Source organism: Streptomyces malaysiensis subsp. samsunensis (assembly GCF_024519315.1).
Classification (GTDB): Bacteria; Actinomycetota; Actinomycetes; order Streptomycetales; family Streptomycetaceae; genus Streptomyces; species Streptomyces malaysiensis.
The window spans coordinates 292,487-305,713 of record NZ_JANIIC010000003.1 but is presented as its reverse complement, the minus strand read 5'-3'; the positions used below and the strand labels follow the sequence as shown (position 1 = coordinate 305,713).

Here is a 13,227-nt window from a genome sequence, read left to right as displayed (position 1 = left end):
TGCCGCGGGTGCGATCCGGACGCCTGGCCGGGACCGCGCGACAAGAGGCCATTCCCGTACGCCACGAACGCCGTGACGTGCGCGGCGTGGCTTCCGCCGTATCGTGGGAAGTGGCCACCGGGGAGAGCGCCTCGAACGGGGTGGCGGAACCCGGGCAGCCGGCACGCCGCAGGCGGAGAGGAGCGCATCGGACATGGACCAGCGGAACCCGGCCACTGACCCCGACCGCACTCCCCGGCTCCAGCCACATGTGGGAGTACCCCCGGGGGAGACCCCACCGGCCGAAGACGGCCTCTCGGAGACGGGTCCGCGGGAGACGTACAACCCCACGAAGGGCTGGTCGAAGGGGCCCACGATCGTCATCTGGCTCTTCGTGGCGCTGTTCGTGGCCTTCTGCGTCGCGTTCGCCGTCGACGTGCTGAGGTGACCCGAGGGCTTCTCCGGGGCTCGGCTGTGTGATGTTCGCCCTTCGGGGTGGGTGGGAACCCGTGGCGGGACCCGAAGGAGGTCCCGTAGATGCGTGACGACCACGACGCGCCGAGGAACGGCGGCCACGAGGCACGGTCCGGTCGTGTGGAGACCCGCGAGGAGCGGGCGGACCGCAAATGGGCCGAACTGCTCCAGGAGGTGAGGGTGACGCAGACGGGTGTGCAGATCCTGTTCGCGTTCCTGCTCACCGTCGCCTTCACACCGCGTTTCCAGGGTCTGGGCCAGGTGGACCGGGGCATCTACGTCGTGACCGTCCTGCTGGGGGCGGCGGCCACCGGCGCGCTGATCGCGCCGGTGGCCCTGCACCGGATCGTCACCGGGCGCCGGCTGAAGCCGGAAACGGTGGACTGGGCTTCCCGCTTCACCGTGGCCGGGCTGGTGCTGTTGCTGTGCACGGTGGCGTCGGCGCTGCTGCTGATCCTGCGTGTGGTCGTGGCCGATGTGACCGCGTTCTGGCTGGTGGCCGCGGCCGTGATCTGGTTTGTGACCTGCTGGTTCGTACCCGCGTTGTGGCTTTTCCACCGCTCGCGCAGGGAGCGCTGAGGGGTGCGCCGCCCGGCCGTACGGCCCGGCGTCCCGCACGGTTTTCCGTCCAGGTGGCGGGGCACCCGTCGCGCATGGATCACATGGAGGCTCCCGTTCTGGAGGCCCTGGCCCGGTACCACCGGCGCGGGGCCCTTCCATTCACTCCGCCCGGGCACAAGCAGGGCCGGGGTGCCGACCCGGAGGTCGTCAAGGTTCTGGGGGACGAGGTGTTCCGCACCGACCTCCTCGCTTTCGGTGGCCTGGACGACCGGCTGGGGTCGGGCCGCGTGCTGGAGCGTGCGGAGGCGCTGATGGCGGACGCGGTCCGCGCCGGGCACACCTTCTTCTCGACCTGCGGCAGTTCGCTCTCCGTCAAGGCGGCGATGCTGGCGGTGGCAGGACCCCACGAGACCCTGCTGGTGGGCCGGGACGCGCATAAATCGGTGGTCTCCGGCCTGATCATCTCCGGTGTCCGGCCGGCCTGGGTGGAACCCGAATGGGACGGTGCCCGCCATATCGCGCATCCGCCGTCAGCCGCGTCGTTCGAGCGGACCTTCGACGCGTGTCCGGAGGCCAGGGGAGCCCTGGTGACCAGCCCCACTCCATACGGGTCCTGCGCCGACCTGGCGGGGATCGCCGAGGTCTGCCATCGGCGCGGACGCCCGCTCATCGTCGACGAGGCGTGGGGAGCGCATCTGCCGTTCTGCTCCGAGCTGCCGAGCTGGGCCATGGACGCGGGCGCCGACGTCTGTGTGACCAGCATCCACAAGATGGGCAGCGGCCTGGAGCAGGGCTCGGTGTTCCACCTCCAGGGCGATCTGATCGACCCGGCCGTCCTGAGGTCCCGCGCCGATCTGCTCGGCACCACGAGCCCGTCCGTGCTCCTCTACGCGGGAATGGACGGATGGCGCCGGCAGATGGCGCTGGGCGGCGAGGAACTGCTCGGCGCGGCCCTGCACCGGGCGCATGCGGTGCGCGAGGAGATCGAGGCCATCGGCGGACTGCATGTGGACGGGCGCGCGGACTACGTGGGCCCGGGTCTCGCAACCGACTTCGATCCGTTCCCCGTCGTCATCGACCTCACCGGTCTCGGGGTCAGTGGCTACCGGGCGGCCGACTGGCTCCGGGACCACCACGGCGTCAACGCGCACCTCGCCGACCACCGCCGGATCAGCGCCCAACTCACCCACGCCGATGACACCTCGACGACCGGCGCGCTGCTGACGGCGCTGCGCGACCTGGCCGGCCATGCGGACGATCTGCGGCCCGCTCCCGAGGTGGCCGTGCCGGCACCGGGCGAGTTGCGGATGGCGCAGTCCTGCCTGCCGCGTGACGCCTACTTCGGCTCCGTGGCCGATGTGCCCCTGGCCCGCGCGGCGGGCCGGGTGGCGGCCGAGATGATCACCCCCTACCCGCCGGGCATACCGGCCGTGCTGCCCGGCGAGGTGCTGAAGCAGCCGGTCCTGGACTATCTGCGGACCGGAGTGAAGGCCGGGATGAACCTCCCCGACGCGGCCGACCCCGGGCTGGACACCATCCGCGTCCTGGCCGAGGGGACAGGGGCCGATTGACGCACACACCGGCGCGGGCCGATCCGAGATACCACGACAGAGGCAGAGGGAACAGTGAGTGAAACACGTCCGGCGGAGACGGCCCGGCCGATGCCCTTGCCCACGGCGCGGGGAGAGGTGTCCGGCGCGCTCCTCGACGCTCTCGTACGCGAGCCCGGCGGGGCGACGCTGCCCGGCGGCCGGTCGCTCCGGGCGGCCGATCCCTACGGCGATGACGCACAGCTCGCGCTGTATGTGTGCTACGAGCTCCACTACCAGGGGTTCTCCGGTGTGGACGACGCATGGGAGTGGGACCCGGATCTGCTGCGGGTGCGGCAGGTGCTGGAGTGGCGCTTTCTGGATGCGCTGCGCTCCGAGGCCACCGCCCACGACGACCCGCAAGCCGCCGTGGCCGGGCTGCTGGTGGAGCCGGTGGACGGTGCGGGGGTGTCACATCACCTCCGGGACGAGGGCGAGCTGTGGCAGATGCGTGAGTACATCGCGCATCGGTCGCTGTACCAGCTCAAGGAGGCCGACCCGCATGTATGGGTCGTTCCACGGCTGCGGGGCCGGGCCAAGGCGGCGATGGCGGCGGTGGAGTACGACGAGTTCGGGGCCGGGCGCGGGGAGCGGGTGCACGCGGAGCTCTTCGCCGAGTTGATGACCGACCTGGCTCTGGACCCGACGTACAACCACTACCTGAACGCCACGTCGGCGCGGATGCTGGCCGTGGTCAACATGATGTCGCTGCTGGGGTTGCACAGGGCGCTGCGCGGCGCTCTGGTGGGACACTTCGCGACGGTCGAGATCACCTCCTCGCCCGCGTCGGACCGGCTGGCCCAGGCGCTGCGGCGGCTGGGCGCCGGCGAGGCGGCGGTGTTCTTCTACACCGAGCATGTCGAGGCCGACGCCGTCCACGAGCAGGTCGTGCGCCACGGGGTGATCGACGGCCTTCTGACGCGCGAGCCCGCACTGGCCAAGGATGTGGCGTTCGGCGTCGACGCCACCGTGCTCCTGGAGGACCGCTTCGCCGAGGAGGTTCTGGGCGCCTGGCGGGAGGGCCGGTCCGCACTGCGCGTTCCGCTGTGATCCCGCCCGGAAGCGGTAGTTGCCGGTCGGTATCGCCCTGGCGCCGCGCCCCCGCTCATCCCCGCTGCCCCGCCTCCTCGGACTCCGGGTCGGGTGCCGTCGCCCGGGTGGCGCGGCCCGGCAGTGCGAACAGCGCAACGGCCGCGCCGACCAGGGCGGCCGCCACCCCGACGCTCATCGTGACGGACTGGGCATCGGTGAAGGCCGAGCGGGCAGCGCCGGCCAGCGCCCCGCCGTCCGCGTGGTCCCGGGCGTGGGACAGGGTGGCCCCGAGCGAGGACATCGCGTCGTCGGGCAGACCGTCCGGCAGCTTGCCCCGGTAGACGGTGGCGAGCAGGCTGCCCAGCCCGGCCACGCCCAGGGCGATGCCGAGTTGCTGGTGGGTGTCGTTGAGCGCGGAGCCCATTCCGGCTCGCTCGGGCGGCACCGCCCCCAGCACCGTGCTGGTGGCCGAGGGCCCCGCGATACCGGATCCGACACCGGCCAGCGCCAGCCCGATGGACACCGCCACGTAGCCGCTGCCCTCGGAGAGCGAGGCCAGCACCACGAATCCGGCCGCGGTGACGGTGAACCCGGCGACGATGCAGGCCCGTGGCCCGAACCTGGCCGGTGCCCGGCCGCCCACGGTCGAGCCCGCCACGACCCCCGCCGCGAGTGGCACCGCCGCCAGCCCGGTCTCGAACGCTCTGTAGCCCAGCACCAGTTGCAGATACTGGCTCAGCACGAAGAGGGTGCTGCCGGTGGCGATCGTCATCACCGCCACCGCGAAGCTGGCCCCGGAGAACCGCCGGTCCCGGTAGAGCCGCAGATCGACCATCGGCGCCGCGGAGCGCCGCTGCCGCACGCCGAAGCCGATCAGCGCCATCAGGGCCACCGCCGCCCCGCCCAGCACCGCGGGCGCGGTGTACCCGTACGCCGGGGCCTCGATCAGGGCCCACACCAGGCCGGTCATGCCCGCGGTGACCAGGACGGTGCCGAACGGATCCAGCCCGCGGCGATCGGGCGCCCGCGTCTCGGGCACCAGCCGTACGACCCCGAACAGCGCCACCGCCACCACGGGGATGTTGATCAGGAAGACCCCCGCCCAGCTCCACATGTCCACCAGGGCGCCACCGAGCAGCGGCCCCGCCGCCATGCCGACGGAGGCGACGGCGCTCCACACCGCGAAGGCCCGCGGGCGCTCCTGCTCGGGGAAGACCACGACGAGCACCGCGAGCGTCGCGGGCATCACCAGCGCCGCGCCCACCCCCATGAGCGCCCGCATGGCGATCAGCCACCAGACCGACGGGGCCGCCGCGGCGAGCGCCGAGGCCGCCCCGAAGACCAGCAGTCCCGCCACGAGGGCGCGCCGCCTCCCGTAGCGGTCGGAGAGCACCCCCGCGGTGATGAGGAGTCCGGCGAAGACCACGACATAGGCGTCGATCACCGCCTGGAGCTGGTCCGTCGAGGCGTCGAAGGCATCGCCGATGGCGGGCACCGCGACATGCAGGACGGTGTTGTCGATGACGATCACGAGCAGGGCGGCGCACAGCGCCACCAGGATCGCCCACCGGCGCGGATGGCCTTCTTCGTCGCTCATGGTCCTCCCTCGTTCCATTTCCCAAACAGTGTATGAATCTATCCACCACTGTAGGAGGAATGGAGCCGTAACGGCAACGAGGTAGGCTGCGGGCTCGTGAGCGCGAAGCCGAATGGGAACAAGGGAACGAACGGGAACAAAGGGAAGAAGGCGCTGGAGAACGCGCCGGGAGCCGTATGGTTCCGCGCGGAGAAGACGTCCCGGCCACGGCCTCAGCTGTCACATGAGCGGATCATCGCCACCGCCGTCGAGCTGCTGGACCGCGACGGCGTGCAGAAGCTGAGCATGCGACGGCTCGCCGAGCGGCTCGGCGCCCACGCCACCAGCCTCTACTGGCATGTGGCCACCAAGGACGACGTCCTCGACCTGGCCCTCGACGCGGTTTTCGCCGAACTCGACCTCCCCGAGGAGCACAGCGCCTCATGGCAGGAGGACATCGAGGCGTTCATGACCGGCCTGCGCTCGGTCCTCCTGCGCCATCCGTGGGCCGCGGCCCTGGCCAACTCCCGCCCCCTCGTGGGGCCCAACGCCCTGCGCTCCTCGGAGTTCGCCTACACCGCGCTCACCACGGGCGGTTTCGAAGGGGTCCACCTGTCCTCCGCCGCGGCCACCATCACCCACTATGTGATCGGCTCGGCCTCCTCCGAGGCGGTGTGGCAACAGCGCTCCGACGAGGCGGCGACCCGCTCGGCCGTGGACGCCCACATCCGCGCCCATATCGACGAATACCCCACCCTCGCCGGTCACTTCCCGCTCCTCGAAGAGGACGACTGGGACTCCCACTTCCGCCGCGGCATGCGTCTGCTGCTCGCCGGTCTCACGTCCCCCGACGCTCACGCGTAAGCGGCCCGGCGACGTGACACGTGGCCGGACAGGCCCACCCCGACGAAGCGACGAGCCGACCGGCCGACGTGCCGACGTGCCGACGTGCCGACGTGCCGACGAAAGGAGCGTTCATGACCGCCGCGGCCCCGACGCTGATCGAGGCGGCCCGGCGCCTCGCCGACGAGGTGCTCGCCCCCGGCGCCGAGTCCGCCGACCGCGAGGGTGTCTCGCCGGCCGCGATCGCCGAGGTCAAGAGGTCCGGGGTGCTCGGGGTGAGCGGCCCCGCGGCGTACGGCGGGGCGCAGGCGCCGGACGCGGTCGCCCGCGAGATCGCCGAGATCCTCGCCGGGGCCTGCTGCTCCACCTATTTCGTCCAGGCCCAGCACCACACCCCGGTCAGAATGCTCGCCACCTCCGGCTCCCCGGTGCGCGAGCGGCTGCTGCGGCCGCTGTGCGAGGGCACACTGCTGTCCGGTATCGCCTTCTCCCATCTGCGGGCCTTCCCCCGCAGACCGGTGCGGGTCACCCGGGTCCCGGGCGGCAGGCGCTTCGACGGCCGGGTGCCGTGGTACACCGGCTGGGGCCTGAACGACGTGATGCTGCTGGCCGGGGTCACCGACGACGGTGAGGCGCTGTTCGCCTTCGCGGACGCCCGGGAGCAGCCCGGTCTGCGGCCCACACCGCCGCTCCAACTGGCCGCGCTGACCGGCACCCGCACGGTCGGCCTGGAGCTGGACGGCCTGGTGGTGCCCGAGGAGGCGGTGGTCTGGAGCCGTCCTCACGAGGAGTGGGCGGTCACGGACCGGCCGAAGAACACCAACCCGAACCCCGCCGTGTTCGGCGTGGCCGGCGCGGCCCTGGACCTGCTGGCGGCCGCCGGAGACGCGGAGGCGAAGGAGACGGCACAGGTGCTGGCCGAACGGCTGCGTGAGGTCCGCCGGGAGGCGTACGCGCTGGTGGACGAGGTCCCCGCGGGCGAGCGCCTGACCGACCGGCTCGCGGTGAAGACCCGGGCCTACGAGGTGCTGCGCGCCGCCACCACCGCGGCGCTCGTCGCGGGCGGCGGCCGGGCCTTCGGCCTCGGCAGCCCCGCCCAGCGGCTGGCCCGGGAGGGCCTGTTCCTGGTGGTGCAGGGCCAGACCACCGACGTCCGGAGCGCACATCTGCGGGCGCTGCGCGGCTGACCCGCCGCCGGGGCCCCGGGGGGTGTGCCCTGAGAAGGCCCGACGCTGCCCGTGTGCCTACTCCAGGCCCGACGCCCCGAGGATGCCCCGGGCGGCCGTGTCGTCGAGATCGCGGCCCAGCAACCGCAGGATTTCGGTGCCGTGCCGCAACGTACCGCGTTCGAGGGAGCGCCGGGCACCGGTCTCCAGCTCATGCCACAGCACGGGGTCCGCGGCCAGGGCGCGGAGGTCGAGCGCCACCCGGCGGCCGTGGACATCCCACAGGATCAGCCGGGTGGCGATCCGGCCGTCCTGCCACACCCCGGCCAGGGCGTCGATACGCACCCGGCGGACGCGTACGAGACCGCGTACCGTCAGCCAGCCGCCGCCCGCCGCCACCCGCGGTGGCCGGAGCACGGTGAAGGCGGCCACTCCGAGCAGGGCCCACAGATCGGCCCGCGCCACGGTGAGCCCGCCCGAGGCCCAGTCGAGCAGCGTGGTCACCCCGGCGAACGCCAGCGCGATACACACCGCCCACCGCGCGTTCGCGCCCTGACGGCGGCCACGGGGCGTCCGGGCGGACCAGGCCATGATCCGTTCCATACGAGCACGCTATGTCGGGCGTACGACCAGGGGGAATGCGCCCTGACGCGCCTCTTACGCCGCCGCGAACACCTTTGACGGGATCCTTGCGCTCAGGCGGCGTGGATGGGGTCCATGGGGCGGACGAGGCGATCGCGACCCCGTGGCCCCATCCACGCCGTGCGCTACGCCGTGAGCTCCTTACGGATGCGGTTCAGCATGAAGGCGGAGGACTTCCGCGCCCGTTCCTCCCAGGCGAAGACACATGAGGTGGCGACGCCGTCGAAGTTCAGCTCCCGGAGGGTGCCGAAGAAGGTGTCCCAGTCGACTTCGCCCTGGCCGATGTCCAGGTGCTGGTGGATGCGGGCGGGGGTGCCGGGCGGGTTGAGGATGTAGCGCAGCCCGGAGGAGCCCTTGTGGTTGAAGGAGTCCGCGATGTGCACATGCTGGAGCTTGTCGCCCGCGTAACGCATCATCGCCGCGATGTCCGCCGTCGGGTCGGCGCCCGAGAGATGGAAGGTGTGCGGAGCGCAGTAGAGGTAGTTCACCCAGGGCTTGTTGATGGCGCGGACCAGATCGACGGCGGGGGTGTTCTCCTCGCAGAAGTCGTCCGGGTGGGCCTCCAGGTTGAGGGCGATGCCCTCGCGTTCGAAGAGCGGCAGCAGTTCCTCCAGCGAGCGCCAGAAGGCGGCCTCGCTCTCGGCGGCGCGTTCGGGGCGGCCGTTGAACTCCGAGTTCATCAGCGGGCATTCGAGGTCGGCGGTGATCTCGATCATCCGCTTCCAGTAGCGGACGGCGGCCTGCCGCTCGGTCTCGTCGGTCGAGGACCACTTGTACAGCGGCAGCACGGAGGAGAGCCGCACACCGTGGGTGCGCAGGGCCCGCTTGAGCGCCGCGACGCGGTCGTCGTCCGCCCGGGGGTGGAGGAAGAACGGTATGAAGTCGTCGCGTGGGGACAACTCGATGTATTCATAGCCGAGTTCGGCGACCGTGCGCACCATCTCGTCGAGCGGCAGCGCGCGGAGCATATAGGGGTCGAGTGCGATCTTCACGAGGTGGCTCCGTAGAACGCGGGTCGGGGCTTCATGCCGACGGTGATGACCTGGCCGCCCGACTCCAGGGACCGGACGGCGGCGTCGGTGATGACGGTGGCGGCGTAGCTGTCCCAGGGAGGGTCGGACGTCGGGTTCCGGTCAGGCCGCAGCCGGCCAGGTGCTCACGGGTGCTGACGGCGATGGGCAGCGGCACCTCGGGTGCGCACGGTACAGATCCTGCTCGACGATGACGAACAACTCGGCGTCCAGCGCGGCGAGTTCGGCCACCACATCGGCCGGCTTGGGCACCCCCGCGGGCGGCGAGACACATACGCCGCGCTTGACGGCCTCGCCGAAGGAGAGGTTCTCGGCGGTCACCTGGGCGAGGACGGCGGGGCCCATCTGCTTGATGTGCACATAGCCCACGCGCTCGCCGAAGCTGCGGATCAGGTCGAGGTTGTCACCGCCGCCGTAGGCCACATGTCCGGTGTCCAGGCAGAGGTTGGTGTAGCAGCTGTCGGACTCGTTCAGCGCCCCGAACGCGGTACCGCCGGACACCCGCAGACCACGGGCGTCGAGCTCGTCCTTCAGCCGCTTAGGGTCGGTGGGCAGATAACCTTACGGGCCGAGCTCCAGCCACTGGTAGCCGGCCGCGGCCAGCTCGTCGAGGAAGCGGGTGCGGGAAACCTGGTGCTCGTCCTCGGGGAACCAGATGCCCCAGGAGTCGGGGGCGGAGCCCAGGCACAGATCGCCCGCGGTGGTGCTGAGTGGGGATGGCGCCGTTGCCATGGGGTGTCCTTCTGCGGAGTGGGGACGGTGGGCGAGGGGGCACCGGCACACTGACGCCGATGATGCCGACCTTGATCTTGCGCTGGAAGCGGCGCACCGCCTTGGTGCACATCCACTCCCACACGGCCCATGGTCAGCACTTCGAACGGCATCACGCTGATTTCCCTTCGCTCCGTGGATCTGGGGAGATGTCAGGGGAGGCGGTTGACTAGCGCGCTCTACTAGCGCGCTCTAGGCGAGTACGATGACTCCTGTCCGAATGTCATGTCAATAGCTTGTTGCCGGGGGATTTCACGACGGCCCGTAAGGTGGGCGAGGTCGGAGGGTGATCACAGGTGGATACATCGGGCAGGCAGCGGCCCACCATGGCGGACGTGGCCGAGCGAGCGGGCGTGTCCAGGGCACTCGTCTCGATCGTCTTCCGCGATCAGCCGGGAGCGAGCCCGCAGACCCGCGACCGGGTGCTGCGCGTCGCCGACGAGATCGGCTACCGCCCCGACAGCGCGGCCCGCCTGCTGGCCCGCGGCCGCAGCCGCACGCTCGGCGTGATGTTCACCCTGCATCAGCCCTTCCACGCCGACCTCGTCGAGGGCATCTACCCCGAGGCCGAGCGGCTCGGCTATGACGTCCTGCTCTCCGCGACCGCACAGGGGCGTGACGAGACCAAGGCCGTCGAGGCGCTGCTCGGCCACCGCTGCGAGGCGGTGATCCTGCTCGGCCCCGACGCACAGCCCGCGGACATCGACGCCCTGGGGCACCGAACGGTCGTCGTCTCCGTCGGCCGCCCGGTGCCCCACGCCCGCGTCGACAGCGTGCACACCGCCGAGGGCAAGGGCGTACGGCAGGCCATCGAGCACCTCGCCGAACTGGGCCACCGCAGGATCGTGCACATCGACGGCGGCCGCGGACCGGGCTCGGTCGAACGCCGCCGCGCCTACCGGGCCGCCATGCGCCGCCATGGCCTGGAGCCGGAACTACGGGTGATCCCCGGCGACCACACGGAGCGGTCGGGCATCGACGCGGGGCGGCTGCTGCTGGACGAGCGCGACCACGGCCGGCCGCTGCCGACGGCGGTCCTCGCGGGCAACGACCGTTGTGCGATGGGGCTGTTGATGACCCTGACACGGGCGGGCGTCGAGGTCCCGCGCGACTTGTCCGTCGTCGGCTACGACGACAGCCACCTCTCCCATCTGATGCCGATCGGCCTGACCACCGTCCGCCAGGACGCGGTGCTCATGGCCGAGTACGCGGTGCGGTTCGCCGTGGAGCGCCTGGGGAGCGGGGCGCCGGAGCCGCGGGAGGCGGTACTGGATCCGAAGCTGACCGTACGCGGCACCAGCGGACCACCACCGGGGGTGTGAGCCCGATCCCGGCTACGGGGTGTCGGCGTGAGTGGTGGTCACAGCTTCTCGAAGGGGTCGTGCCCGGCGAGCAGCTTCTCCACCCGTGCCTGATCGACCCGGCTGACGATCTGCCCCGCCTCCTGCCGGTCCCGGATCACCTTGGCCAAGGTGAACGCGGACGTCACCAGATAGAGCACGGAGATGGCCAGGAAGCCGCGCACCCAGGCGTCGGCGCTCAGCTGGAAGATGCCGATGGCGGTGGCCGCCATGGCGACGCCGAAGGAGGCGATCGCCTGGCCGTAGAACGCGGCCGTGCTCTGCTGCTTGACCGGTGTCTCACTCATGCGGACAACGATGGGCGGATGCGCCCGGCCCCGCATCCGTCCGGATACTCAGGACGTACTCAGAAATCGGGCGCTGTCACCGCGGTTGGCGCAGTCCCGCGATGAGGAGCGCGACCAGCCGCCGTGCGTCGTAGCGGGGATCGTGGTCGGCGCCGATGCAGAGGTTCCCGACGCCGCGCATGAGCTCGTACGCCTCGAGGCCGGGCCGGATCTCGCCGGCGGCGGCCGCGGCCTCGAGCAACTGGGTGCCCACGGGCTGGAGCCGATCGATGAAGTAGCTGTGCAGCGTGTCGAAGCCGCTGTTGTCGGACTGGAGCACGGCGGCGAGGCCATGCTTGGTGACCAGGAAGTCGACGAAGAGGTCGATCCACTGCGTCAGTGCGGCGTATGGGGTCTCGCTGCTCTCCAGCAGGGCCGGACCGGCCTCGGCGCACGCCTCGACCTGGTGCCGGTAGACGGCGATGATGAGATCCGCCCGGGTCGGGAAGTGGCGGTAGATGGTGCCCACCCCGACACCGGCCTTGGCCGCGATATCGCGCACCGGCGCTTCCACGCCCGAGGCGACGAAGACCGAGGCGGCCGCGTCGAGCAGCGTCTCCTCGTTGCGCCGGGCGTCCGCCCGCTTGGACCGGGCCGCGGGCTCCGCGCCCTTGCCGCCGTCGTTCACCGCGCCGCTCCCTTCCACTGCCGGACACTACCGGGACTGCCGGACACTACCGGGCTTGCCAAGCGGAACGACGTTCCGTATCTTTACCGGAGCGAGGTTCCGTTTGCTTATGATGCCAGAGCAGGGGCCCGCGACCAAACCACGCATCGCCATCTCGCGATGCCGCCACGCTCCCCCGCAGTGAAGGAACACGGTCATGCAGTACCGCACCTTGGGCCACACCGGTGTACAGGTCAGCTCACTCGCGCTCGGCGCGATGAACTTCGGCGCGATCGGGCGCACCACCCAGGACGAGGCCACCGCCATCGTCGATGCCGCTCTCGAGGCCGGGATCAACCTCATCGACACCGCCGACATGTACAGCGGCGGCGAGTCGGAGGAGATGGTCGGCAAGGCCATCGCGGGCCGCCGCGACGACATCGTGCTGGCCACGAAGGCGGGCATGCCCATGGACGACGAGCGCAACCACCGGGGCGGTTCGCGCCGCTGGCTGGTCACCGAACTGGACAACAGCCTGCGCCGCCTCGGTGTCGACCACGTGGACCTCTTTCAGATCCACCGCTGGGACCCGAGCACCAGCGATGAGGAGACGCTGTCGGCGCTGACCGACTTGCAGCGCGCGGGCAAGATCCGCTACTTCGGCTCCTCGACCTTCCCCGCCTACCGCGTCGTGCAGGCCCAGTGGGCCGCCCGTGAGCACCACCTGAGCCGTTACATCACCGAGCAGCCCAGCTACTCGATACTGCAACGCGGGATCGAGGCCCATGTGCTGCCCGTGACCGAGCAGTACGGGCTCGGCGTGCTGGTGTGGAGTCCGTTGGCCTCGGGCTGGCTGTCGGGCGCGATCCGCGCGGGCCGGGACATCACCACCAGCCGCTCGGCCTTCATGCCGGAGCGCTTCGATCTCACCACCCCCGCCAACCGGGCCCGGCTCGACGCCGTCGAGCGGCTGGCCGAGGTGGCCGACGAGGCCGGTCTGACCATGATCCAGCTCGCGCTCGGCTTCGTGACCGCGCACCCCGGCGTGACCAGCGCGCTCATCGGCCCCCGCACCCTGGACCATCTGCACTCGCAACTGGCCGCCGCCGACACCGTGCTCTCCGCCGATGTGCTCGACGCCATCGACGCGATCGTGGCCCCCGGCACCGATCTCGCCGCACATGAGAAGCACGACACCCCGCCCGCGCTGCTCGACCCATCACTGCGGCGCCGCTGAGGGCGCCCCGAAGGAGGCGGAGGCTGTGTCGA

13 protein-coding genes and 1 pseudogene are annotated in these 13,227 nt (G+C 71.3%); 8 read left to right on the top strand and 6 right to left on the bottom strand.

Features of this window, described 5'->3' with window-relative positions:
• Positions 1-193 precede the first annotated feature (193 nt).
• The 4 genes from NQU54_RS04320 to NQU54_RS04305 all read left to right on the top strand — a co-directional run bounded on the left by NQU54_RS04320 (position 194) and on the right by NQU54_RS04305 (position 3,653).
• On the top strand, positions 194-427 hold the full coding sequence (locus tag NQU54_RS04320) for a DUF6480 family protein (protein ID WP_167499851.1): 234 nt from the start codon (positions 194-196) through the stop codon (positions 425-427).
• Positions 428-516: 89 nt separating this feature from the next.
• Positions 517-1,032 carry a DUF6328 family protein gene (locus NQU54_RS04315; protein ID WP_257629821.1) on the top strand — a complete coding sequence of 172 codons (516 nt, stop codon included), beginning with the start codon at positions 517-519 and terminating at the stop codon, positions 1,030-1,032.
• A gap of 74 nt (positions 1,033-1,106) precedes the next feature.
• Positions 1,107-2,585 carry an aminotransferase class I/II-fold pyridoxal phosphate-dependent enzyme gene (locus tag NQU54_RS04310; protein ID WP_257629820.1) on the top strand — a complete coding sequence of 493 codons (1,479 nt, stop codon included), beginning with the start codon at positions 1,107-1,109 and terminating at the stop codon, positions 2,583-2,585.
• A gap of 90 nt (positions 2,586-2,675) precedes the next feature.
• Positions 2,676-3,653, top strand: coding sequence for an iron-containing redox enzyme family protein (locus NQU54_RS04305; protein ID WP_257629819.1), 978 nt, complete (start codon positions 2,676-2,678; stop codon positions 3,651-3,653).
• A 55-nt stretch (positions 3,654-3,708) separates the two neighbouring features.
• Here the strand turns inward: NQU54_RS04305 and NQU54_RS04300 are convergent, their stop codons facing one another.
• Positions 3,709-5,232 (bottom strand): MFS transporter, encoded by a 1,524-nt coding sequence (locus NQU54_RS04300; RefSeq protein WP_257629818.1) that lies wholly within the window; start codon positions 5,230-5,232, stop codon positions 3,709-3,711.
• 96 nt (positions 5,233-5,328) lie between these two features.
• Here NQU54_RS04300 and NQU54_RS04295 point away from each other — a divergent pair, with 96 nt between their 5' ends.
• Both NQU54_RS04295 and NQU54_RS04290 read left to right on the top strand, forming a co-directional pair.
• Positions 5,329-6,075 (top strand): TetR/AcrR family transcriptional regulator C-terminal domain-containing protein, encoded by a 747-nt coding sequence (locus NQU54_RS04295; protein ID WP_257629817.1) that lies wholly within the window; start codon positions 5,329-5,331, stop codon positions 6,073-6,075.
• A gap of 113 nt (positions 6,076-6,188) precedes the next feature.
• Positions 6,189-7,241, top strand: a complete 1,053-nt coding sequence (locus tag NQU54_RS04290) for an acyl-CoA dehydrogenase family protein (protein WP_257629816.1) — start codon at positions 6,189-6,191, stop codon at positions 7,239-7,241.
• A 57-nt stretch (positions 7,242-7,298) separates the two neighbouring features.
• Here NQU54_RS04290 and NQU54_RS04285 read toward each other — a convergent pair whose 3' ends face one another.
• From NQU54_RS04285 to NQU54_RS04270, 3 genes and pseudogenes are all read right to left on the bottom strand, one after another.
• Entirely contained in the window at positions 7,299-7,823 is a 525-nt protein-coding gene (locus NQU54_RS04285; RefSeq protein ID WP_257629815.1) for a hypothetical protein, read from the bottom strand.
• A gap of 164 nt (positions 7,824-7,987) precedes the next feature.
• Complete coding sequence (locus NQU54_RS04280) at positions 7,988-8,854, bottom strand: sugar phosphate isomerase/epimerase family protein (protein ID WP_257629814.1); 867 nt, start codon at positions 8,852-8,854, stop codon at positions 7,988-7,990.
• A gap of 112 nt (positions 8,855-8,966) precedes the next feature.
• Positions 8,967-9,625: pseudogene (locus NQU54_RS04270) on the bottom strand (IolE/MocC family protein); the annotation flags it as partial.
• Positions 9,626-9,990: 365 nt separating this feature from the next.
• On the opposite strand from NQU54_RS04270, the gene NQU54_RS04265 reads away from it, so the two are divergent.
• The gene (locus NQU54_RS04265) at positions 9,991-10,986 is read left to right on the top strand and encodes a LacI family DNA-binding transcriptional regulator (RefSeq protein WP_257629854.1); all 996 of its coding nucleotides are present in this window, start codon (positions 9,991-9,993) and stop codon (positions 10,984-10,986) included.
• Between the two features lie 38 nt (positions 10,987-11,024).
• Here NQU54_RS04265 and NQU54_RS04260 read toward each other — a convergent pair whose 3' ends face one another.
• Together NQU54_RS04260 and NQU54_RS04255 are read right to left on the bottom strand one after the other, a co-directional pair.
• On the bottom strand, positions 11,025-11,312 hold the full coding sequence (locus NQU54_RS04260; RefSeq protein ID WP_069863131.1) for a YiaA/YiaB family inner membrane protein: 288 nt from the start codon (positions 11,310-11,312) through the stop codon (positions 11,025-11,027).
• A 76-nt stretch (positions 11,313-11,388) separates the two neighbouring features.
• Positions 11,389-11,979 carry a TetR/AcrR family transcriptional regulator gene (locus NQU54_RS04255; protein ID WP_257629813.1) on the bottom strand — a complete coding sequence of 197 codons (591 nt, stop codon included), beginning with the start codon at positions 11,977-11,979 and terminating at the stop codon, positions 11,389-11,391.
• A gap of 196 nt (positions 11,980-12,175) precedes the next feature.
• Between NQU54_RS04255 and NQU54_RS04250 the strand changes: the two genes are divergently transcribed.
• On the top strand, positions 12,176-13,195 hold the full coding sequence (locus NQU54_RS04250) for an aldo/keto reductase (protein WP_257629812.1): 1,020 nt from the start codon (positions 12,176-12,178) through the stop codon (positions 13,193-13,195).
• The last annotated feature ends 32 nt before the right edge of the window (positions 13,196-13,227 follow it).

What these genes read in the sequence shown, in the direction of transcription:
- NQU54_RS04300 (WP_257629818.1), bottom strand. Translation starts at nt 5,232, where the DNA reads ATGAGCGACGAAGAAGGCCATCCGCGCCGGTGGGCGATCCTGGTGGCG.
- NQU54_RS04305 (WP_257629819.1), top strand. Translation starts at nt 2,676, where the DNA reads ATGCCCTTGCCCACGGCGCGGGGAGAGGTGTCCGGCGCGCTCCTCGAC.
- NQU54_RS04265 (WP_257629854.1), top strand. Translation starts at nt 9,991, where the DNA reads ATGGCGGACGTGGCCGAGCGAGCGGGCGTGTCCAGGGCACTCGTCTCG.
- NQU54_RS04320 (WP_167499851.1), top strand. Translation starts at nt 194, where the DNA reads ATGGACCAGCGGAACCCGGCCACTGACCCCGACCGCACTCCCCGGCTC.
- NQU54_RS04285 (WP_257629815.1), bottom strand. Translation starts at nt 7,823, where the DNA reads ATGGAACGGATCATGGCCTGGTCCGCCCGGACGCCCCGTGGCCGCCGT.
- NQU54_RS04315 (WP_257629821.1), top strand. Translation starts at nt 517, where the DNA reads ATGCGTGACGACCACGACGCGCCGAGGAACGGCGGCCACGAGGCACGG.
- NQU54_RS04290 (WP_257629816.1), top strand. Translation starts at nt 6,189, where the DNA reads ATGACCGCCGCGGCCCCGACGCTGATCGAGGCGGCCCGGCGCCTCGCC.
- NQU54_RS04310 (WP_257629820.1), top strand. Translation starts at nt 1,107, where the DNA reads ATGGATCACATGGAGGCTCCCGTTCTGGAGGCCCTGGCCCGGTACCAC.
- NQU54_RS04250 (WP_257629812.1), top strand. Translation starts at nt 12,176, where the DNA reads ATGCAGTACCGCACCTTGGGCCACACCGGTGTACAGGTCAGCTCACTC.
- NQU54_RS04260 (WP_069863131.1), bottom strand. Translation starts at nt 11,312, where the DNA reads ATGAGTGAGACACCGGTCAAGCAGCAGAGCACGGCCGCGTTCTACGGC.